This is a genomic window from Fervidobacterium pennivorans (genome assembly GCF_001644665.1).
Classification (GTDB): Bacteria; Thermotogota; Thermotogae; order Thermotogales; family Fervidobacteriaceae; genus Fervidobacterium; species Fervidobacterium ngatamarikiense.
Map to the genome: position 1 here is coordinate 1,091,199 of NZ_CP011393.1, position 20,514 is coordinate 1,111,712.

The window sequence follows — 20,514 nt, forward strand, 5'->3', positions numbered from 1 at the left end:
TTCGCTAAGTGTTTGTTTGTGCTTTCTGAGGTGAAGGAGCGAATTGCTCTGACACCAAGGAAAGAGGGATGGAGATTATATCGTAAAGCAAAACTTTGTATTGAGCAATAATGGCTTGCACTGTACAAACATAGTTGGGCTTTATTAAAATCAATTCGTCCCTCTTTCCTTGGGTAAAGGAAAGAGGGATTTTTGTTTTTAGCTCCGCTATGAAAGGAGGGGTACCATGGTTACAATTTATATCAACGGTAACAAACATGAGGTTGAAGAAGGGAAAACAATACTTGAAGTAGCGTCACAACTTGGATATCACATACCCACCCTGTGTCATCATCCTGAACTCCAGCCCATCGGAGCTTGTAGAATTTGTGTTGTAGAGGTCGAGGGATTCAAGACGCTTCAGCCCGCATGCGCAACCAAAGTTGCCGATGGAATGGTAATACGGACAAACACAGAACGTGTTGAAAATGCAGTCAAGCTGAACCTTGAATTGGTTATGGCAAACCATCCACACGAATGTATGTATTGTGAAGCTGATGGTAGGTGTGAACTCCAAAAACTTGTCCATATGTACGATGTTCAACCTATCTTTGGGATTTCTGTTAGTTTCCCTAAGTATATAGACACAAGCAGTCCATCGATTCACAGAGACCTAACAAAATGTATAAAATGTCAGCGGTGTGTACGCGTGTGTAGTGAGATACAAGGCATGAACATATATTCTATGATAGAGCGAGGATATGAAACAGTCCCAGAAACAGAATTTGGATTGCCTGTTTATGAAACGAACTGTATCAGTTGTGGGCAATGCGCTTACTTGTGTCCCGTTGGGGCAATATACGAAGCTCCAACTTGGAAAAAACTACTACACATGCTTGAAAACAAAAACGGAAAGGTGTTTATAGCACAGACTGCTCCTTCGGTGAGAGTGGCAATCGGAGAGGAATTTGGCATGGAACCAGGAACTGTGAGTACTGGAAAGATGGTTGCGGCACTTAGAAGATTAGGCTTTGACTACGTTTTTGATACAAATTTCGGAGCGGACTTAACGATAATGGAAGAAGCACACGAACTTCTCCATAGACTAACAAAAGGCGGAGTATTACCTATGTTCACAAGCTGTTGTCCGGGTTGGGTAAACATGGTTGAAAAAGAGTTTCCGGAGTTCATACCAAACCTATCGACAACAAAATCTCCAATGCAAATAATGAGTAGTACTCGCGAGTATTTTGCAAAGAAACTTGGAGTCGCACCTGAAAATATCGTTATGGTAGCTGTTATGCCGTGCACAGCAAAAAAAGATGAGATAGAGCGCTCTCAACACGTTGTAAACGGCATAAAAGTTACAGACTATGTTATAACAACCCGTGAGTTTGCAAAGATGCTAAAGCTTAAAGGTATTTCATTTGTAAATCTTCCGGAGGAAAAGCATGACAGCCCACTTGGTGCCTCTTCAGGTGCGGGTGCTATATTCGGTGTCACTGGTGGTGTTATGGAAGCCGCACTGAGGACTGCTTACGAAAAATTCACAGGTGAGAAATTGCCAAGGCTTGTCTTTTCTGAAGTTAGAGGTTTGGATGGGATTAGGGAAGCAGAAGTTGATTTCAAAACAAGAAAACTTAAGGTTGCAATTGTAAACGGAACCGGAAATGCTAAAAAGTTGCTGAAGGAAATCAAGGAAGGAAAGAGAAATTATGATTTTGTTGAAGTCATGGCTTGTATGGGAGGTTGTATCGGTGGTGGTGGTCAACCCAAGAGTTTAGATCCTGATATTATTAAGAAGCGTGCCAGAGCCATCTATAGTATAGACGAAATGAGCGTTATCAGACGCTCACACGAAAACCCAGAAATTATTCAACTTTATGAAGAATTCATAGGAGAACCTAACGGTCACATAGCTCACCATTATCTCCATACTTACTATACGGACAGGTCAAAAGCAAAAAGAAGACAAGAGAAAAGTTCAGTAGAAAAATCAGCTGGAGGGAAATAAATGGAAGAAAAGAAGGAAAGATACTACACGGTTGACATAATTGTCCATGACAGAGAAAATGCTTATTCTAAAGTGAATGAGCTTCTCCATCAATACGCAGATATTATCAAACTCAGGGTAGGGTATCCGGTTCCTGATGAAAATATAGCCATCGTGTTTCTTATAGTTAGAACAACAAACGACAATGTCGGAGCATTTACGGGAAAATTGGGGAATATAAAAGGTGTGAAAGTGAAAAGTGTGGCTGTAAACTAAGGATATTAAATCGATTAAATTCGGAGGTGGCAAGTATGTATGTATTTACAAAAGAAGTTGACACAGAAAAAACATTCGTCCCAGAGGCAGAAATTTGGGAATTGCTTGAAAAGACAAAAAACCCTGATAGAAAAAGAGTTTTGGAGATTCTTGATAAATCATTGAACAAAAACAGGCTCGAGCCTGAGGAAGTGGCAACTCTACTCAATGTTGAAGACCCAGAACTGCTCGAAGAAATCTTCCATGCTGCAAGAACTCTTAAGGAACGTATATATGGCAACAGAATTGTCCTTTTTGCACCACTTTACATAGGAAACGACTGTGTTAATGATTGTGTCTATTGTGGATTTAGGACCTCTAACAAAGAGGTTTACAGAAAAACTTTGACCTTTGAAGAGCTTAGAAATGAAGTCAGAGCTCTTGTTTCTAAGGGGCACAAAAGATTGATAGTAGTTTACGGCGAACATCCAAGATACAGCCCCGAGTTCATAGCTGAAACAATTAGAATAATTTATGAAACCAAAGTCGGAAACGGAGAGATTAGAAGAGTAAACGTGAATGCGGCACCACAAACTGTCGAGGGTTACAAAATCATCAAAGAAGCAGGTATTGGAACATTCCAAATCTTCCAAGAAACCTATCATCAGCCAACTTACAAAAAACTTCACCCCAGAGGTCCAAAATCGAATTACGCTTGGAGATTATATGGTCTTGACCGCGCCATGATTGCCGGCATAGATGATGTTGGAATTGGGGCACTCTTCGGTTTGTTCAACTGGAAATTCGAAGTAATGGGGTTAATTTACCACACAATACACCTTGAAGAACGTTTTGGAGTTGGTCCTCACACAATTTCGTTCCCAAGAATAGAGCCCGCCGTTGGTAGCGAGATTTCATACAATCCGCCACACAAAGTTAGTGATGAAGACTTCAAAAAGCTTGTTGCTATAATAAGACTTGCTGTGCCATACACTGGTATGATTCTCACAGCTCGTGAACCTGCTCAATTGAGAAGAGAAGTTCTCAAAATGGGCGTTTCTCAAATCGATGGAGGCTCGAGTATTGGCATTGGTTCGTATTCACAAGACGACCCAGAGAAAGTAAGGAAAAGCCAGTTCATACTTGGTGATAACAGGTCACTTGAAGAAGTTATCCAAGACCTACTAAAAGAAGGATACATTCCATCCTTCTGTACAGCGTGTTACAGAATGGGACGAACAGGAGAGCACTTCATGGAATTCGCTATCCCGGGATTCGTGAAAAGATTCTGCACTCCAAACGCTCTCTTCACGCTCAGAGAATATCTGAACGATTACGCCACAGAGGAAACTAAAAGACTTGGTTATGAGTTAATCCAAAAAGAGCTCGAGCGTGTGAATAACAGGGAACTGGTTGAAAAATACCTCGAGCGGATTGACCGCGGTGAGAGAGATGTCAGATTTTGAAAAACTCAGTGAAGTATTAAAACCTTATGCAGAAAGGTTAAACACAAAAATATGGGTATGTGAAAAGATAGGACGGAGGTTGTCTTGTATCGCAAGAGCAGGAGAAGAAAGTTACCGCGAAAGCTTCATCGCATACGAAGACGATAAATACGCTGTGTTCTGCGAACGCGAAATAACTGATGAGGAGAAAAACTTAATAATGCAAGCTTTGGATGACATCGTCAAATTCCGCAAGCTCTTGATAAGTTCTTAAGATAATTTTAATGAGGTGATTTCCCATGTTGGATGTAAAAAAAATACAAAATGTTGACCTGGATTACCTAACACACGTAATAAAGAGTGGAAAATACGATGAGGAGATATTCAAAACAGCTGATGAAATCAGAAGAAAATACGTTGGTGAAGAAGTTCATTTAAGGGCAATCATAGAATTTTCCAATATATGCACGCAGCATTGCCTTTACTGTGGGCTAAGAGCGGACAACAAGAATTTACAACGGTACAGGATGAGCCCTGAGGAAATTATCGAACGAGCAAGGCTAATTGCAAAGCTCGGTATTAAAACAATAGTTCTTCAATCAGGTGAAGACCCGTATTATACAACGGAAATCATAAGTCATCTGATAACAGAAATAAAAAAGCTTGATGTCGCAATCACACTCAGCATAGGCGAACGTGGGTTTGAAGAATACCGTATATGGAAAGAATTGGGAGCAGACAGATACTTAATGAGACATGAAACTGCTGCACCTGAACTTTATGCAAAACTCCATCCTAACGATAGTTTTGAAAACAGGAAGGCACACTTGTATGAGTTGAAACGTCTTGGTTACGAAACAGGTGCTGGTTTCATGGTTGGGTTGCCTGGACAAACAGCGTATGATTTAGCATTAGACCTTGCATTCCTTAAAGAGCTTGATGCTGACATGATAGGTATTGGACCTTTTATACCAAACCCAGACACACCACTGAAAGATGCAAAAGGTGGGGATTTACAAACGACGCTTCGAATGATTGCGCTCGCAAGAATTGTTGTACCAACTGCAAACATACCAGCAACAACCGCTCTTGGGTCAATAAACCCGTTTGGAAGACAGTATGGACTAAAATATGGTGCAAACGTAATTATGCCCAACTTGACTCCCAACCCATATAGACCAAATTATTCGTTGTATCCTGGAAAGATATGTCTATTTGAAAGAGATACAGCTTGTGTTGAATGTACAAAGCAAATGATTAGAAGTGTCGGACTTGTTGTAGGAGAAGGTTATGGATACAGAAAGAAGACGGAGATGAGTGAGGAAAAAGAAGTGCTAAACGTTGAAAAGGCATAAAAAATTAAACATGGCGAGACGTTCACCGTCTCGCCACTATAATGACGCTACTTAATCACACTTCGAGTTTCATGTACTTTGCTTGAACACCATCGATAGTATTCAATTTCTGGCAAAGTTCTTCATGCTTTGTCTCGTCATCAACTAATTCAAGAATGATAAGTCCAACGGGCGAACAATACTGACCTGCGCCTTCGTGGAGTCCCAAACGCGTTTTGATATAACAACCATACTCTGTCAAAAGCTTTTGCACTTCGACGGCTGCCTGCTCTCTTTTGTCAACAAGAATCGCCATAACCGTTCTTACTGTGATATCCTTTGGCATAGATACACCCCCTTCTCCTTTGTGGTATTATAATTATACTAGAGTAAGCTATACTTTGTCAAAAATGTCACAATGTGTAATTTTTTAAATGAACCAAATTAGAAGAAATAAACAGCCAAAAAAATCGAAAGGAGAATGCATTTGGAAAATCTCTGGAAATACCTAACAGGCATATTAGTTATATTTATCACTTGGACAGTGCTCTCGTTTTTAATCAGCTCACAACTAATTCTTCCTGACCCGTTGATGGTTCTGAAGACCTTGATATCAGAGCTCCAGAAATCAGAAGTTTTGGAGGCGTTGGTTATAACCCTTTCCAAAATAGGGGTTGTCTTAGCAACTACTGTGACATTCGGTGTCCTGATAGGATTTTTTATAGGTTTAAATGATGTAGTATACGACATCTTAAGACCTGGCATACTTGTTATCCAAGCGGTACCAATCATAACCTGGCTTGCATTGGTAATGTTTATTTGGGGCATAGGGTGGCTTGGACCAGTTATAGTCAGTATATTATCACTCTTGCCACATACTATATTATCAACAGCGATTGGTATAAGAACAACAGACAAAAGATTAATAGAGATGGCGAAGGTATATAGAGTGCCTCGCTCAAAAGTGATTAGGAACATATACCTTGGTTCAATTGTTCCTCAACTTCTTAGTGCTCTACAAGTAATCATAGGTAACGTATGGAAAGTCGTTGTTGTAGCGGAATACATGTGTGGAGACAAAGGTATTGGCGTACTCATAGCTTGGGCAAGACAATCAGTTGCAGTAGAAAAAGTTTACGCATACACAGCAATCATAATACTCATAGGTCTTATCGTCGAAAACATACTTAACCACTTTGTCAGGAAACTTCTAAAAAACTGGGAGTTGGTTTAATTGGCTAATTTAGATAAAATAAATCGTAAAACATTGGGCAATACACGAAACACAGTTATTCTAAATGTGAAATCAGTAAGCAAGTATTACGGAAAATTGAAAGTAATTGAAGACATATCCTTTGATTTGAGCAGAGGAGAATCTATAGCCCTGCTTGGTCCTTCTGGATGTGGAAAGACAACACTCATACGTATTATTGCTGGTTTAATAAACGATTACGAAGGAGCTATCGAATGCAAAGTGCAGAAAATTGGTTACGTCTTCCAAGAACCTAGGCTGATACCTTGGAAAACGGTTATCGACAATCTGAAATTTGTTGAAGAAAACGAAGAACGAATATTTAAAACCTTAGAAGCGTTGAAACTAAAGGACTTTGCTAACTTCAAACCATCAAAACTGAGTGGTGGGATGAGACAACGAGTCAACTTAGCAAGAGCTTTGATTATTGAACCAGAGCTACTTCTTTTGGATGAGCCGTTTGCTTCTCTTGACGTGCATTTAAAAGTTTCCATAATCTCGGATATAATTGAAAGAAGGAAAGATATGAACTTTTCGATGATTGTTGTAACTCATGATGTCAGAGAAGCGCTCTTGCTATCAGACAAAATCTATATGTTGAGTGACAAGCCCAGTAGCATAATTGAAGAAATCGACGTTTCCAATGTTCCAAAGGATATATCAAATCCGGAATTTCATAAGGCTGAATCTCAAATTCTTTCAAAAATCTTAGGGAGGTGGATTGGATGAAAGGCGTTAAGCTATTTGGGAAAGTTTTTGTGTTTATATCAGTCTTAGTAACAGTTGCAGTTTTCGGAGTTACGTTCATCAACCCGTTTGGTCCCACAATATTCCCCGTGGCAGGTTTAATAAGCAAAGAGGTAAAAACGGATATAGCTCTTGACATGAAGTTCTGGAAAACTATGGACGAAGCAACAGCTTACATTGTTTCAAAGAAAGTGAACTTTGCTGCATTACCGGTAACCTTTGGTGCGAACCTTTACACAAAAGGTGTCGATGTTAGACTCGTAGGCGTCTATAGCTGGCGATTGTTCTACGTTGTGGCAAGCCCTGATTTTGAATTTAAAGGTTTTCAGAGCTTCAAAGGAGAAAAGATATACACAGCGCACGGTAGAGGTCAAACAGCAGATGTTGTTCTTAGGTTCTTACTTGTAAAGAACGGACTTGAACCCGACAGGGATGTTACATTTGCTTACGCCCAGCCACAAGAAATAGTTTCACTTTTCAATAGCGGAAAAATTAAAATTGCTGCAATCCCGGAACCATTTGTGACAATGACGTTGTCAAAGGGAAAGGTAATCATGGACTTGCAAGATGAATGGAACAAGGCAACCGGTTTCAAATTTGGAATACCAATAACAGGACTCTTCGTGACAGGAAAGTTGATAGATTACCCGCAAACCGTTAAACTCTTTGAAAAGTCGTTCAAAGAAAGCCTTTCATGGTCATACAAGAACGTAGACAAAGCTGTTGAAATAACAAGCAAACAGCTAGGAATACCTACAAACATCCTTAAGGCATCTCTTGAAAGAAGCCAATACAATTACATTTCTGCTGCAGAATGTCGGGACGAAGTTCTCGCATACCTCAAAAAGCTTAACGAACTTTATCCAGATGGTATGCCAAAAGTACCAGATGAAAAATTCTTTTACATCGTTAAATAAAACCAAAAACGGAGGTGCAGTGTTTGTTACCTACAAGCGGATTTAGAAAATACATTTCCATCGTAGGAAGAAGAAATGTTGGTAAGTCATCGTTCATGAACGCACTAACTGGTCAGGAGATTTCCATAGTAAGCGATGTACCTGGGACAACAACAGACCCTGTCTACAAATCTATGGAACTTTACCCAGTTGGTCCTGTAACATTGATAGATACTCCTGGTCTTGACGATGTCGGCGAACTTGGAGAAAAAAGGGTTCAAAAAGCGTTGAAAGCATTTTACAAATCGGATGCTGGCATACTTGTGGTTGATGATTTCCCTGGAGAATACGAAAAAAGGATATCCGAGATATTCAAAGAACTGGAAATTCCTTTCATAGTGGTTGTAAACAAAGCAGATATACTTGGTGAAAAGGCTCAGACAATTGCACAGGAGTATGAGGAAGCCTTTGGTGTAAAAGCATTCGTTGATAGCGCACTTAACAAAGAAGGACTTGAGAATATAGGTAAAACATTGAATCAAATCATACCAAGCGACGAAGAACTCCCGTTTATACCCGAATTCGTGGACGCTGGTGATATTGTCGTTCTTGTTGTCCCTATCGACCTTGGCGCGCCAAAAGGAAGACTCATAATGCCACAAGTTCATGCAATCAGAGAAATTCTCGACAGAGAGGCAGTAGCTGTTGTTGCCAAGGAAAGAGAACTGCGATACACAATAGAAAAGCTCAGCGAACCTCCACGCCTTGTTATCACAGACTCTCAAGCGGTTATGAAAGTTGTCTCAGATATCCCAGAAGATGTGCCATTAACAACGTTTTCAATCTTAGAAGCAAATTATCGTGGAGACATAAGATATTTCGTTGAAAGCGTTTACAAAATCGAAGAACTCCAAGATGGTGATACAGTGATTATCATGGAAGGCTGCACACACAGACCACTCACAGAAGACATTGGAAGGGTGAAAATTCCACGTTGGCTTGTTAACCACACAGGTGCAAATTTGAATTTCAAAATCTGGGCGGGTGTTGATTTACCAGAATACGAAGAAGTGGCAGACGCAAAGCTCGTTATACACTGCGGTGGATGTGTAAATACAAGAAATCAAATGATGAGAAGGGTAAGAATGTTCAAACGCCTCGGTATTCCTATGACCAACTACGGTATAGTCATATCCTACATGCACGGAGTTCTCGAAAGGGCATTAGCACCACTTGGAATTGAAGTCAACAGGGGGACTTAAAATGGAAAATTCAAATACTTTAGAATTCAGAACAGAGAGCGATTACCTGGGCACAGAACAGATACCCGTTGATGCTTATTACGGCATAGCAACAGCCAGGGCTTTGAAATTGTTCCCAAAAACAGGCGAGCAATTTGATGAAAAGTTCATCTGGGCTTACTTCATGATAAAAAAATCAGCCGCACTACTTAATGCAGAAATTGGAAGGCTTGATAAAAACATAGCTGCTGCGATAACTACAGCATGCGATGAATGGGAAAGACTAAAAGAATGGGTAGTTGTTGACCCTTTGTCTGGTGGTGCGGGTACATCCGTGAATTTAAATATAAACGAAGTGATTGCTAATCAAGCCACAGAGATACTTGGTGGAAAAAAGGGAGAATATCTCGTTGACCCGTACAATCATGTTAACATGCATCAATCAACAAATGATACATTCGTTACTGCAGGAAAGATGGCAGTTATCTTGAGACTAAGGGAACTCGTCGACTCAGTAATCAAACTCCAAGAAGTGATTCAAGAAAAGGAAAAAGAATTTTATTCTATTAGAACAGCTGGGCGTACACAGTTGATGGATGCTCTTCCAATAATGATGGGACAACAATTTGGCGCATGGGCTGACGCACTTGCAAGGGACAGATGGAGACTAAACAAGGTAGAAGAACGTATACGAAGTGTGAATCTTGGAGGAACCGCAATTGGAACGGGAGTTGGTGCTCCTAAAGAATACACCCTAAGAATAGTGGAAGTTCTAAGACAAGTTGCAAACGTGAAAATAGCAAAAGCGGAAAACTTAATCGATGCCACACAAAACCTCGATACATTCGCCGAAGTTCATGGACTTTTGAAATCACTCGCTGTTAACTTGTACAAAATATCTAACGATATACGACTCCTCGGCAGTGGACCCAAAACCGCTATCGGTGAACTAATCCTCCCTGCTGTCCAGGTTGGTAGCACAATAATGCCTGGTAAAGTAAACCCAGTAGTGCCGGAATACGTCTTACAAAACATGCTTGTGGTCTTCGGACATGATGAAATAGTTTCCCATGCATGCGCCCAAGGCAACTTACAGCTCAATCAGTTCGCGCCTATAGTTGTCCATTTTACTCTCAAATCGATGAGACTTCTCACTTCATCATGCCATGCATTGGCGAAATATGTTAAGCTTTTAGACGTTGATAAAGAACGGTGCCAGCAAAATCTCGAAAGGTCTTCTTCCAACCTTACACCGTTAATAAACTACTTTGGTCACGAAGTAGTTTCTGAAGCTATCAGACAAGCAAATTACGATGTTGAAAAAGCCTTACAATTGCTTGCTGAAAAAGAAAATACAACTGTCAGCGAATTGTTGAAAAAATTGAACATCCAAAAGATGACAGGGCTTGGGTATTACTAAACCTTTTTCGCTACGAAAAATAAATGCTCAGCTTCAAAAACAAAATATTTTCCATATTTGATACTTAATTCAACACTTTGCATACTTGCAAGTGCTGTGAGTTCGACAACTTTAAACCCATAGTCTTCGAATGTATTTTCAATCTCCGCGGGTTCAAAAGCCCGTGCTTCAAAAGTTCCAAACTCTGAACCAATGGGAAGTTTTCTACGATTTGCCAAGTATCTGTAATCTCTCCAAGAACCATAACTGATGACATCCTTAACATACGAAAAATAATTATCAACCGTTCCAAAAACGAGGGCACCTTTCTTGGCTGCCCTCGATATATTTTCCATCGTCTTTTCAAGATTGTCCACATAACTTAATACATCACCAAGTAGAAAAATCACATCGAAATTTTCTTCAAGTCGAAGGAAAGAGTCTAAATCTTCTGCGGAACAATTGATAAACTCGATATGAACGTTTCGTAATTCCATACCCATCTCTTTGCTTATCTTTATTCTTGCTTGCTCAAACATCTTTTGGGCAGGTTCGACAAACACTACTTTCGCACCTTTCTTTAACGCCCAGAGGCTCCAATATCCAGTTCCCCCACCGATATCGATAACATTCAACCCTGTAATGGAGGGAACATGCTTCTCAATTGTCAATTTGATTTGTTGCTTTGCAATAGTCCAATAAATATCTTCGTACATTTTGTCATAGATATGTGCTATTGAGCTGTAATATTCACTTGAAGAACGAAAATAGTGCATGACACTTCCTCCTTGCAAATTGCACAATCTTCCGACCTTTACGATACAAATCAATTAAACCACATATTTTCTGAGCCGAAAGTGTCTTTATTTGGTTTTGATTGGCTTCTAACAAGATTTATATCTAAAAGCTTGCCGCTTAGTATTATAATATCTTGAGTTCGAGCTCATGAAAAGATATGTTGAATACGGTGCAAAAATTTTGGGCGACTTAATGCTCCTTGAGAATACTTTTTTGACAAAACTTAAGACAGCTCCACTTATGGGAAGTTCTCAGAGCTTTCTTATTTTTGATTTTATTTGAACATTTCCAGAAATTGCAGGTCAAATATATTAGGAGACACTAACTTTGTTATGCGAATGCAAAGAATCCAAAACAGCGGTAGGTTTGTAGAAAAAGTTTGGCTAAATCGAGAAAAGATTTATTCTAAAAATTTTCTGTATAAAGGGAAAGTTTATATACTTTGCAGGAGGTGGCTGGTTATGGATAACATCTTCTATCTTGGTGTAGAGTTTGTCCTCGTAGTAGCTTTGATATTTGTAGTCCCATTCCCCGCTTATTTCATTGCAGGGTATGAGAAAGATTTGGGCAACTTTTCCTTGGCAGTTGAGACGTTTGTCTCTCCGGATTCAAACATGTCTGGTATAAACATGGTTGGGTTAAGAGGGCATTTGGGTTATAAAATATTTGAAAGTGATTTTCTTACTCTTAAGCTCTTCGCAGGGGACCCAACTATTTCATACGATATGACCAATTCAAACATTGAATTCGACTTTTTACCTAGAATAGGAGTAAAAGCTGAGTTACTGAAAAGCTTTTCCATAAATGTATCTGGATATGTCAGAACAACTAGCCCATACTTGTGGCCAGGAGCAGGACTTTTTGTCGAAACCCATTTTTAAAACTTAGTGCGAGCGGTTACACAAAGCAGAATTACCCTAAGGAAATCTAAATAACTAAAATTACACTAAAACTACTATGCAATTGGGGTCTTTTAAAAATATCTTCACTGTGAGTAGGTTCATATTAGTTACGTCGAATATCTTTGGCCAAAACCACTTGCAACTACCTCGATAGCTCAGCAAGATGAATCTTATAGCCAACAAATTACTTGAACAGGTAAGGAAGTTCAAGATTTAAACAGGATACGTGATTGAAAAAGGCGCCTTTTAGGCGCCTTTTTTGATTATTAATAAATCCTCTTATACATGTTGTACCCATCTTTTGTTTTATTCGTAACTCTTAGCAATCTGAAGCCTTTAGCTGGGATATCAATTCTCATAACCCCTGCAGTAATCCAGAATTCTTCACCGGTCATCAAGTCAGTAAAACACGTTCCTGCTAGTAACCTGCCATCCGGGACTGAAACAGTGACTGATTTTTTCTCTCCTTTGTTTATCGCAACTATCATTCCATCCAAAATGTGAGGTGTTCTTCTGTAAAATACGAGAGGTTCTTTGTTCAACACTTCGAATGTACCTATCTTTAATGCCGTTTCGGATTTTCTAATTGTAATAAGTTTTTTGTAAAACTCCCTCAGCTCTTTATCCCATTCTTCCTCATTCCATTTCATTGTTGCTCGACATTCCGGGTCGCCGCCACCTTCAATACCTATCTCTGTGCCGTAATAAACAACGGGCACACCTGGATATGTGAACTGGAGAACTATTGCAAGCTTCCTCAATGCTTTGTCTGGTATGACCGTAGCAAGTCTTTCCGTATCATGACTGTCAAGCATATTCCAACAACCATGGATGTTTGGTGTATCGTTGTAAGCACTTTGGAGTGCATCTGCTAAGTTATCGAATTCACCCTTCAAATAAGCGATAACGGTGTTTCTAAAGTGATAGTTCATTATTCCGTCTACCATATGCCAGTTCGATGGATAATTCCATGTTTCCGTCACAACGTATTTTTCTATCGAAACTTGTTTTGCAGCTTTTGTGATTAAGGCGTTATTCACATACCCCAGGTCAAAACCAACATCAAGTCTCCATCCGTCAATACCTTGTATCAAATAATGTTTGACAACGCTGAGAATATAGTTCATCACTTCGACTTCCTCAAGATGCCACTCAGGAAGTGACTTGTGTCCATACCATGCCCTGTGTCCATCATCGTATATTGCAAACTTACTCACGTGTTTTCTATCTCCACGCAGTGCTTTTTTAAACCAAGGATTTTCGCTACTAAGATGATTAAAAACACCATCCAGAATCAATCTAAAATTCTCACTCTTTGCCTTCTTAATGTAGTATTTAAACGCCTTTTCTCCACCGAATTGTGGGTCAACTTTCATGTAGTCAATAGCATCGTATTTATGGTTTGTCGGTGAAAGAAAAATAGGATTTGTGTAAATTACATTAACTCCAAGGTCTTTCAGATAATCAAGTTTCTCAGCAATACCCCACAAATCGCCTCCATAAAAATCCTTCACGTGTTCTGCTTTATCCTTTCTTTTCGGTGGAACGCTCCACTCGACAATTCTTCCACCACGCTTTGTGTAAAGCTCGGCTTTATCTTTCACAGTCTTTCCTTTTCCAATTGCAAATCTGTCTGGAAAAATTTGATAAATGACACTTTCATAAACCCATGATGGTACTGGATAAAGATTATTTGCAGTACTATGTATACTAAGCATACTAAGTCCTCCTCCTCCTAAGGTTTGATAAAATCGACTACGAAATATTATACAAGGAAGATTGAACGAATGCAATTTTAGAATGAGGGTATGATATAATGGAATGCACTTCGTAGTTAGAAAATTTCAAGGAGGCGGTAGAATCCTTATGAAAAATCTTTGGAACTTTCTGCTCTTACTCATTGTACTTGTTGTTTTATTTACTGTCATTTTTTATTATCTCGGTAAGGTTCCAGTAATAGGAAATGTTATTAGTCTTTTATCTAAACTCCTCAATCCATTCAAGCATAGAGTAGAAGTGAAAATAATTGGTTCCGTATTGTACGACATTCAACAGATGGGTTTCCTAAGACTTGCTACGGTGTTGATGGAAGATGTAGTAAAAACAAGTGATTATGAATACGAATTAGATAGCATATTGGATGGAAAATACACTGTTGATGGAATATACATATACAGAGCGAAAGCAAGTTACGGTATTGACCTTTTCAAAATTGAACAGAACGATGTAATAATCGATGAATCTCAAAAGAAAATTACAATTCATTTACCACCTATAGAATTGCTGGATAGCAATATCAATGTTGAAAGATCAGAAACATTTAATGAGAATTATAGGAGCAAAATATTAGGGACTTTTGAGGTTGGTGCTATAGATAAATGGGTACCTTTAGATATTAAAGAAAAAGTGAAGAGTTTTTGCGATGAAAAAGCAAGAGAAAAATTGACCGAAAATATTAAATATTACATAATGTCCGAAGATAAGTACAGCGAAATGAAAGCATTGGCGGAGAGGTACATTAGAAATTTATTATCTCCACACACAGAAAAAGGTTATACTGTTGAGATATCTTTTAAGGAGTGATGTTAATGAAAAAAGTTTACGTAGTGATACTTATAATATTAGCTATCTTCCTTGCTTTTGTATTCGTTCAAACGAATAGTAAAAAAACTCCGGAGTTGAGCGAGATTTTCCGCCGGACCGGAGATTTTATTGTAGAAAAGTACACGTATCAATTTATCGCTGACGTTGACGTAAAGGGTATACTTACTAATTCAAAGTCTCTCTACCGTGTTGTTGCCGAAAGTTATGTCCATCTTAACACCAATGAGATTGTAATTGAAGAAAAAGATAAAAAGACGATTTACGTGAAATTACCTCCGTTGCAAGTCGATGAACCAATTATTGATGAAAAAAACATACAAGTCTTAGATGTAAACTATGGATGGTTCACTTTTAACGATGAAGAAATGGATAATATGTCAAGAGAGAAAATAAGAAGTAAAGCAAATGAAATCCTTGAGCAACTCAGAGCGGAAAATTATAACAATGAAATTACGATGGCAGAGAAAACTGTTGAGACTACTTTGAAAAAATTCTATCCAGATAAAGAAATTATATTCGAACATAACTAATTACACGATTTATAGCACGATTTAGTCTATCTTGGTAGGCTTTTCGTTTACTCTTTTATTTTAGCTTGCAGAAAATATGGCGTAATAGTATAATATCGAGGATAGAAATAAGAGTCGGGCAAGACCGGCGAAAAAACATGAAACGTGGGGGGCGATAAGTTTATGGGCAACTTTTTAAGCCGAACCTTGGCGGTTATAAACGATTTTTCAGTTGAAGAACAGCTCTTCTTGTATCAATCAACCAAGCGATTGAAGGATAAGCTTAAGAACAGAGATGATGTTTCAGAATTTCAAATCAAGCGAAACACGGGAATTTACATCGTCTTCGTGGAACCTTCCACCCGAACCAAAGAATCCTTCATTAACGCCGCAAAATTCCACAAAAATGCAAAGGTAAACATCTTCGATTCCGAACACTCCTCGTTTAACAAGCAAGAAAGCTACGTGGACACATTTAATATGTTAACAGGTTACAGTGAATACTCTATCTTTGTTTTGAGAACCAGACTCGAGGGTGTCGTGAGATTGCTCGAAAGAAAAGTTGGAGAGTTTGCAGAAAGGCATGGCATCATGAGACCTGCATTCATCAACGGTGGTGACGGAAAGCACGAACATCCAACTCAAGAACTCCTTGACGAATACACTTTCCTTGAACATAACAATTTCGACAATTCGCACATCAGAATAGCTCTAGTTGGTGATTTGCTCCACGGTAGAACGGTCCATTCTAAAGCCGATGGTCTAAAGGTCTTTAAAAACGTAGAAGTTGATTTGATTGCCCCACCCGAATTGCAAATGCCTGAAGGATACATTCAAAAAATGAAGAGAAATGGATTTGAAGTAAGGCAGTTCTACTCAATAGATGAGTATTTAAGCCATGGAAAGTCAGCAAATATATGGTATTTCACTCGCTTACAACTTGAAAGAATGGGCGAGGATATCTTAGAAAAGGAAAAAATACTGAGAAAAGCCGTAACGTTCAGAGAGGATATGCTCGATAAGATTTCTGAAGGAACAAAGTTCTATCATCCACTTCCAAGGCCAAAGTTCAATCCAGAAATCCCCACATTCCTCGACACATTGCCACTCAACGGATGGGAAGAACAAGCGATAAACGGATATTACGTAAGAATCGTGCTTTTATCAATGCTTGGCGGTGCACTTGAGGCTCCGTTCGATACATCAAGACCTCAGCAACAAGAAGATGAAGATTTCATCATCCCAGCACCAATCACGGATGGGACAAAAGGTGTTCTGAAAGAAGGAAAAAGAGGCATTAAACCGATAGAGAATGGAACAGTAATAGACCACATTGCAAAAGGAAAATCACAAGAAGAGATTTACAATACTATTGTAAAAATAAGGAAGATACTTAAACTCTACGATGTGGACAGTGCAGACGGAATATTCAAATCAGCAGATGGTAGTTACAAAGGTTACATAAGCTTGCCAGATAAGTATTTGTCTTTCAAAGAAATTAAGAAACTTTCAGCAATTTCGCCAAATACAACCGTAAATATCATCAAAAACTCTAGAGTTGTCGAAAAATATCGAATCAAAATGCCACCTCGTATTTATGGATTTGAGGAAATCAGATGCAAAAATGAGAACTGCATAACGAATCCAACACACGGTGAAAATGTAACCGCCTCGTTTGTCCAAATCGACGGAAAATTCGTGTGTGAATACTGTGAAACACCACATGAATACCACGAGATTTGGAAAATATAAATACGATAAAATGACAAAGCCCCCGAGAAGGGGGCTTTGTTGTTGGTTTTTAGAATTTCCTGATTATCCCAACACGTTTGCCATTATTTTTGCCAGTTCTACAAAACTTTCTTTGAGACTTGCACCTCCAACAAGTGCACCATCGATGTCTGGTTTGACGAATAGTCCAAAGAAGTTCTCTGGAGTGACACTACCACCGTAAAGGATGGTTACTGACTGTGCAACTTCGTCACTGTATATCTTTGCAAGGAGTGACCTTACAAATTCATGAGCTTCTTGAGCTTGTTCTGGCGTTGCCACAACACCTGTTCCTATTGCCCATACAGGCTCATATGCGATAACTACCCTCTTAACTTCTTCCGCATTTATTCCGTACAAGCCTTCTCTAACTTGTTTTTCAAGCACGCAAAAGGTTAATCCCTTTTGCCTTTCTTCGAGAGTCTCACCTATACAAAATATCGGAGTTAAACCTTCTGCAAGAGCTTTTTTGATTTTTTTGTTGATAAGTTCATCCGTTTCTCCGAATATTCTTCTCCTTTCACTGTGTCCAATTATAACGGCTTGAACGCCAAGTTCTTTCAGCATTTTTGGTGATACTTCCCCTGTGAATGCACCACTGTCTTCGTAGTACATATTCTGTGCTGCGAGTTTTATATTGTTCGAACTAACAACTTCTCTAACCCTATCAAGTGCGACAAAAACAGGAGCGATGTATATATCAAAAGAATTAAACCCAGCGAGCGCATTAACCAAAGTGTTGGCAAAAAGTTGCGCTTCGCTGGGTGTTTTATTCATTTTCCAGTTTCCAGCAAGTATGAATTTTCTATTGGTTATTTTTTTTTATTCGCAATGGAAACGATACCTGGTAATTCTTTTCCTTCGAGAAATTCAAGTGATGCTCCACCACCAGTTGAGACGTGGCTAAACTTCTTTTCAAGTCCGAACTGTGCAACTGCTGCTGCGCTGTCTCCACCGCCAACGACAGTTGTTACACCTTTTTCTGTGAGTGATGCAATAAATTCTGCAACTGCCTTTGTACCAACTGCAAAGTCTTCTATTTCAAACACACCGAGAGGTCCATTCCAAACAACTGTCTTTGCATCTGCAAGTTTCGATTTGATGAGTTCTACGCTTGCCGGACCGATATCGTAACCAGCCCAACCTTCTGGAATGCCTTCTTCGCATGTGAAGACTTTCTTCTCAACCCCTGCTTCCATTTTTTGTGCGCAAACCGCGTCTGTTGGTATAACAAGCTCAACACCTTTTTCCTTTGCTTGTTCAAGAAGTTGTTTTGCAAGTTCTATTTTGTCTTCTTCCACAAGTGAATTACCTGTTTGTTTGCCAAGTGCTCCCCAGAATGTGAACATCATGGCGCCACCAATGATTATTCTATCAGCTTTGTTGAGGAGGTTGGTTATAACCCCTATTTTATCTGAAACCTTTGCTCCACCAAGAACGACGACGTACGGTTTATCTGGATTGAGTGTTGCCTTTGACAGGAACTTAATCTCTTTTTCCATTAAGAAACCTGCAACAGATGGTATAAATTGTGCAATTCCAACGTTACTTGAGTGTGCCCTGTGGGCTGTTCCAAATGCATCGTTGACGTGTATATCAGCAAGGCTTGCCCATTTTCTTGCGAGTTCGAGGTCGTTCTTTTCTTCTCCTGGGTCGAACCTTGTATTCTCGAGCATTAACACCTCGCCCTCTTTTAATTCAGCAACTGCTTTTTCAACCTCTTCCCCGTAAAGTGCGGGCACGAATTTAACTTCTTTTCCAAGAAGTTCCGATAATCTTTCTGCAACGGGTTTCAATGAGTATTTTGGATCCGGTCCACCCTTTGGTCTGCCAAGGTGGGAAAGAAGGATTACTTTTGCACCGTTATCGAGGGCATACTTAATTGTCGGAAGTGCCTCAACAATTCTTGTATCGTCTGCGACTTTTCCATCTTTCAAAGGAACGTTAAAGTCAACCCTCATTATTACCCTTTTACCTTTGAGGTCAACATCTCTAATTGTGAGTTTTTCCATCTTCTGACACCTCCCGTGTCATAGTCTTGAAATGCATAATTATGAGCGTACAAAAAAGGGGGACGCGCCCCCGTTATTGATTTTCGAATTAGAGTAATGTTGCTACTTTTTCAATTGTGTCGACAACTCTGCAGGTGTAGCCGTATTCGTTGTCGTACCAGCTGTAGACTGTTACGAAGTTTCCGTTCATGACTTTTGTAAGTGTTGCATCGTAAATACCTGCATATGTTGAACCAACAATATCTGAACTTACAATAGGATCTTCGTTGTATTTGATAATGCCTTTGAGTCTGCCTTCAGTTGCTTCCTTAACTTTTGCGTTGACTTCTTCTGCTGTTGTCGGTTTTTCAACTTGGACACTGAGAACAGAGATTGAACCATCCGGAGTTGGGACCCTCAATGCCATACCATCGAGTTTACCCTTTACTTCTGGAACTACAAGTGCAACTGCTTTTGCTGCTCCCGTTGTTGTTGGGATTATGTTCAAGGCTGCTGCTCTTGCTCTTCTAAGGTCTTTGTGTGGAAGGTCGAGAACTCTCTGGTCGTTTGTGTAGCTGTGGACTGTTACGAGGTAACCTGTAACTATTCCGAATGCATCATTAATTACCTTAACAATTGAAGCAATAGAGTTTGTTGTACAGGATGCACAGGATATAATCTGGTGTTCTGGTTTGAGTTGTTCTTCGTTACAACCGAAAACTACTGTAATGTCTTCTCCCTTTGCTGGAGCTGTGATAATTACTTTCTTTGCACCAGCTTGGATGTGTTTCATTGCCCCATCTCTTTCTGTAAATTTACCTGTTGATTCAACAACCACGTCAACGCCGAGGTCTTTCCATGGAAGGTTTGCTGGGTCTTTTTCTGCAAATACCTTTATGGCTTTTCCGTTAACATACATCGTGTCACCTTCTACCTTAACTTCCCCTGGAAATTCTCTGTGCACGGAGTCATATTTGAAAAGGTGAGCCAATGTTTCTGGGCTGTCCAAATCGTTAATGGCAACTACCTCTACTGAACTGTTGCGGCGAATGAGCTCTCTAAGGACAAGTCTTCCAATCCTTCCAAAACCGTTGATAGCTATCTTCATCTTTCTCCCTCCTTCACAATGTTGGTGTGAATTTCTCTTGCTCGTGAAAAATTGTACAATATAAATATTACATTTACAAGCTTGCGGAAGTTAAATTTTTTGAATATTTTTGAAAATTCAGGTAATCATTCAAAAAGTCAACGTGAAATATCGATGGTTATAACCAAAAATGGGCGTTTTCAAAATTATTATACCATGAATGTTCGTTTTAAGCAACTAAGCTAAAATTTGAAAGAATTTGAAAGAGATTAGTTACTTTTTAGCTTTATCTAGGAATTTACCCTTATCGTT

Annotated in this window: 20 protein-coding genes; 14 read left to right on the plus strand and 6 right to left on the minus strand. The window is 39.3% G+C overall.

Annotated elements, in window-relative coordinates; genetic code table 11:
* Positions 1-226: 226 nt before the first annotated feature.
* The 5 genes from JM64_RS05120 to hydE are packed head-to-tail and all read left to right on the plus strand — an operon-like array spanning position 227 to position 5,027.
* Positions 227-1,993 (plus strand): NADH-dependent [FeFe] hydrogenase, group A6, encoded by a 1,767-nt coding sequence (locus JM64_RS05120; RefSeq protein WP_064011756.1) that lies wholly within the window; start codon positions 227-229, stop codon positions 1,991-1,993.
* The gene (locus JM64_RS05125; protein ID WP_064011757.1) at positions 1,994-2,248 is read left to right on the plus strand and encodes a TM1266 family iron-only hydrogenase system putative regulator; all 255 of its coding nucleotides are present in this window, start codon (positions 1,994-1,996) and stop codon (positions 2,246-2,248) included.
* 35 nt (positions 2,249-2,283) lie between these two features.
* The gene (hydG, locus tag JM64_RS05130) at positions 2,284-3,693 is read left to right on the plus strand and encodes a [FeFe] hydrogenase H-cluster radical SAM maturase HydG (RefSeq protein WP_064011758.1); all 1,410 of its coding nucleotides are present in this window, start codon (positions 2,284-2,286) and stop codon (positions 3,691-3,693) included.
* The gene (locus JM64_RS05135) at positions 3,680-3,946 is read left to right on the plus strand and encodes a hypothetical protein (protein ID WP_064011759.1); all 267 of its coding nucleotides are present in this window, start codon (positions 3,680-3,682) and stop codon (positions 3,944-3,946) included. Before hydG ends, JM64_RS05135 begins: the two co-directional genes overlap by 14 nt.
* A 25-nt stretch (positions 3,947-3,971) precedes the next feature.
* Positions 3,972-5,027, plus strand: coding sequence for a [FeFe] hydrogenase H-cluster radical SAM maturase HydE (hydE, locus tag JM64_RS05140; protein ID WP_064011760.1), 1,056 nt, complete (start codon positions 3,972-3,974; stop codon positions 5,025-5,027).
* 55 nt (positions 5,028-5,082) lie between these two features.
* Here hydE and JM64_RS05145 read toward each other — a convergent pair whose 3' ends face one another.
* Positions 5,083-5,352, minus strand: coding sequence for a hypothetical protein (locus JM64_RS05145; RefSeq protein WP_064011761.1), 270 nt, complete (start codon positions 5,350-5,352; stop codon positions 5,083-5,085).
* A gap of 135 nt (positions 5,353-5,487) precedes the next feature.
* Between JM64_RS05145 and JM64_RS05150 the strand changes: the two genes are divergently transcribed.
* From JM64_RS05150 to JM64_RS05170, 5 genes are read left to right on the plus strand one after another with little or no spacing between them, the layout of a single operon-like run.
* Positions 5,488-6,240 (plus strand): ABC transporter permease, encoded by a 753-nt coding sequence (locus tag JM64_RS05150; RefSeq protein WP_064011762.1) that lies wholly within the window; start codon positions 5,488-5,490, stop codon positions 6,238-6,240.
* Entirely contained in the window at positions 6,241-6,987 is a 747-nt protein-coding gene (locus JM64_RS05155) for an ABC transporter ATP-binding protein (RefSeq protein WP_082868309.1), read from the plus strand.
* The gene (locus JM64_RS05160) at positions 6,984-7,922 is read left to right on the plus strand and encodes an ABC transporter substrate-binding protein (protein ID WP_064011763.1); all 939 of its coding nucleotides are present in this window, start codon (positions 6,984-6,986) and stop codon (positions 7,920-7,922) included. Before JM64_RS05155 ends, JM64_RS05160 begins: the two co-directional genes overlap by 4 nt.
* Before the next feature lie 23 nt (positions 7,923-7,945).
* Positions 7,946-9,163: a [FeFe] hydrogenase H-cluster maturation GTPase HydF gene (hydF, locus tag JM64_RS05165; RefSeq protein WP_064011764.1), complete on the plus strand. Its 1,218-nt coding sequence runs from the start codon at positions 7,946-7,948 to the stop codon at positions 9,161-9,163.
* A gap of 1 nt (position 9,164) precedes the next feature.
* Complete coding sequence (locus tag JM64_RS05170; RefSeq protein WP_064011765.1) at positions 9,165-10,562, plus strand: aspartate ammonia-lyase; 1,398 nt, start codon at positions 9,165-9,167, stop codon at positions 10,560-10,562.
* Here the strand turns inward: JM64_RS05170 and JM64_RS05175 are convergent.
* On the minus strand, positions 10,559-11,317 hold the full coding sequence (locus JM64_RS05175; protein ID WP_064011766.1) for a class I SAM-dependent methyltransferase: 759 nt from the start codon (positions 11,315-11,317) through the stop codon (positions 10,559-10,561). The genes JM64_RS05170 and JM64_RS05175 overlap by 4 nt on opposite strands.
* Before the next feature lie 483 nt (positions 11,318-11,800).
* Between JM64_RS05175 and JM64_RS05180 the strand changes: the two genes are divergently transcribed.
* Positions 11,801-12,220: a hypothetical protein gene (locus JM64_RS05180; RefSeq protein WP_064011767.1), complete on the plus strand. Its 420-nt coding sequence runs from the start codon at positions 11,801-11,803 to the stop codon at positions 12,218-12,220.
* Between the two features lie 287 nt (positions 12,221-12,507).
* Here JM64_RS05180 and aglB read toward each other — a convergent pair whose 3' ends face one another.
* Positions 12,508-13,959 (minus strand): cyclomaltodextrinase, encoded by a 1,452-nt coding sequence (gene aglB, locus JM64_RS05185; RefSeq protein ID WP_064011768.1) that lies wholly within the window; start codon positions 13,957-13,959, stop codon positions 12,508-12,510.
* Positions 13,960-14,107: 148 nt separating this feature from the next.
* Between aglB and JM64_RS05190 the strand changes: the two genes are divergently transcribed.
* The 3 genes from JM64_RS05190 to JM64_RS05200 all read left to right on the plus strand — a co-directional run bounded on the left by JM64_RS05190 (position 14,108) and on the right by JM64_RS05200 (position 17,106).
* Entirely contained in the window at positions 14,108-14,824 is a 717-nt protein-coding gene (locus JM64_RS05190) for a DUF4230 domain-containing protein (protein ID WP_197473431.1), read from the plus strand.
* Between the two features lie 5 nt (positions 14,825-14,829).
* Positions 14,830-15,375 (plus strand): DUF4230 domain-containing protein, encoded by a 546-nt coding sequence (locus JM64_RS05195; RefSeq protein ID WP_064011770.1) that lies wholly within the window; start codon positions 14,830-14,832, stop codon positions 15,373-15,375.
* 162 nt (positions 15,376-15,537) lie between these two features.
* Positions 15,538-17,106, plus strand: coding sequence for a bifunctional aspartate carbamoyltransferase catalytic subunit/aspartate carbamoyltransferase regulatory subunit (locus tag JM64_RS05200; protein ID WP_064011771.1), 1,569 nt, complete (start codon positions 15,538-15,540; stop codon positions 17,104-17,106).
* 63 nt (positions 17,107-17,169) lie between these two features.
* Here JM64_RS05200 and tpiA read toward each other — a convergent pair whose 3' ends face one another.
* The 3 genes from tpiA to gap form a co-directional block, all read right to left on the minus strand.
* Positions 17,170-17,922 (minus strand): triose-phosphate isomerase, encoded by a 753-nt coding sequence (gene tpiA / locus JM64_RS05205; RefSeq protein WP_269446865.1) that lies wholly within the window; start codon positions 17,920-17,922, stop codon positions 17,170-17,172.
* A gap of 14 nt (positions 17,923-17,936) precedes the next feature.
* Positions 17,937-19,136, minus strand: a complete 1,200-nt coding sequence (locus JM64_RS05210) for a phosphoglycerate kinase (RefSeq protein WP_064011772.1) — start codon at positions 19,134-19,136, stop codon at positions 17,937-17,939.
* 88 nt (positions 19,137-19,224) lie between these two features.
* Positions 19,225-20,223, minus strand: coding sequence for a type I glyceraldehyde-3-phosphate dehydrogenase (gap, locus tag JM64_RS05215; RefSeq protein WP_014450883.1), 999 nt, complete (start codon positions 20,221-20,223; stop codon positions 19,225-19,227).
* Positions 20,224-20,514 lie beyond the last annotated feature (291 nt).

Excerpts from the sequence above, each read along its gene's own strand:
- hydE (WP_064011760.1), top strand. The coding sequence starts at position 3,972 with ATGTTGGATGTAAAAAAAATACAAAATGTTGACCTGGATTACCTAACA.
- JM64_RS05125 (WP_064011757.1), top strand. The coding sequence starts at position 1,994 with ATGGAAGAAAAGAAGGAAAGATACTACACGGTTGACATAATTGTCCAT.
- JM64_RS05120 (WP_064011756.1), top strand. The coding sequence starts at position 227 with ATGGTTACAATTTATATCAACGGTAACAAACATGAGGTTGAAGAAGGG.
- JM64_RS05195 (WP_064011770.1), top strand. The coding sequence starts at position 14,830 with ATGAAAAAAGTTTACGTAGTGATACTTATAATATTAGCTATCTTCCTT.
- JM64_RS05145 (WP_064011761.1), bottom strand. The coding sequence starts at position 5,352 with ATGCCAAAGGATATCACAGTAAGAACGGTTATGGCGATTCTTGTTGAC.
- JM64_RS05180 (WP_064011767.1), top strand. The coding sequence starts at position 11,801 with ATGGATAACATCTTCTATCTTGGTGTAGAGTTTGTCCTCGTAGTAGCT.
- aglB (WP_064011768.1), bottom strand. The coding sequence starts at position 13,959 with ATGCTTAGTATACATAGTACTGCAAATAATCTTTATCCAGTACCATCA.
- JM64_RS05175 (WP_064011766.1), bottom strand. The coding sequence starts at position 11,317 with ATGCACTATTTTCGTTCTTCAAGTGAATATTACAGCTCAATAGCACAT.
- JM64_RS05210 (WP_064011772.1), bottom strand. The coding sequence starts at position 19,136 with ATGGAAAAACTCACAATTAGAGATGTTGACCTCAAAGGTAAAAGGGTA.
- JM64_RS05150 (WP_064011762.1), top strand. The coding sequence starts at position 5,488 with ATGCATTTGGAAAATCTCTGGAAATACCTAACAGGCATATTAGTTATA.
- gap (WP_014450883.1), bottom strand. The coding sequence starts at position 20,223 with ATGAAGATAGCTATCAACGGTTTTGGAAGGATTGGAAGACTTGTCCTT.
- JM64_RS05160 (WP_064011763.1), top strand. The coding sequence starts at position 6,984 with ATGAAAGGCGTTAAGCTATTTGGGAAAGTTTTTGTGTTTATATCAGTC.
- hydG (WP_064011758.1), top strand. The coding sequence starts at position 2,284 with ATGTATGTATTTACAAAAGAAGTTGACACAGAAAAAACATTCGTCCCA.
- JM64_RS05170 (WP_064011765.1), top strand. The coding sequence starts at position 9,165 with ATGGAAAATTCAAATACTTTAGAATTCAGAACAGAGAGCGATTACCTG.
- JM64_RS05190 (WP_197473431.1), top strand. The coding sequence starts at position 14,108 with ATGAAAAATCTTTGGAACTTTCTGCTCTTACTCATTGTACTTGTTGTT.
- JM64_RS05200 (WP_064011771.1), top strand. The coding sequence starts at position 15,538 with ATGGGCAACTTTTTAAGCCGAACCTTGGCGGTTATAAACGATTTTTCA.
- JM64_RS05135 (WP_064011759.1), top strand. The coding sequence starts at position 3,680 with ATGTCAGATTTTGAAAAACTCAGTGAAGTATTAAAACCTTATGCAGAA.